This window comes from Aeromicrobium phragmitis, from assembly GCF_003674095.1.
Taxonomy (GTDB): domain Bacteria; phylum Actinomycetota; class Actinomycetes; order Propionibacteriales; family Nocardioidaceae; genus Aeromicrobium; species Aeromicrobium phragmitis.
Window position 1 is genome coordinate 1 of the sequence record NZ_RDBF01000211.1, and the last position, 343, is coordinate 343.

At 65.3% G+C, this 343-nt stretch carries 1 protein-coding gene; it reads right to left on the reverse strand.

All coding sequences use genetic code 11. The features are described 5' to 3' along the window. Positions 1-68: 68 nt before the first annotated feature. Positions 69-343: type II secretion system F family protein (locus tag D9V41_RS18090; RefSeq protein WP_424922813.1), on the reverse strand; the 275-nt coding region annotated here is incomplete at its 5' end.

The window sequence follows — 343 nt, forward strand, 5'->3', positions numbered from 1 at the left end:
CCCGGTACCCGGCGACGAACATGATCGAGACGGCCACGCTGGCGAGGCCGAACAGCAGAGGCAGCATGTCAGACCTCCACCCGGGTCATCCGTCGTACCAACCACACGCCGAACGCATAGATGCCGCCTGCGGCGATGAGCGTGATCCGGCCGACGTTGCTGCGCAGCATCGCGTCGACGCTGCCCTCATTGATCTGCTCGATGAGGAAGAGCGAGAGCAGGCCCATGCCTAGGACGGCATATGCCGTCGCCACCGTCTGGGCGTAGGTCGTGCGGATCTCCCGACGCAGTTCCTTGCGAGTCTCCAAGGTGGTGGCGATGTCGCGCAACGCGGACACCAGGG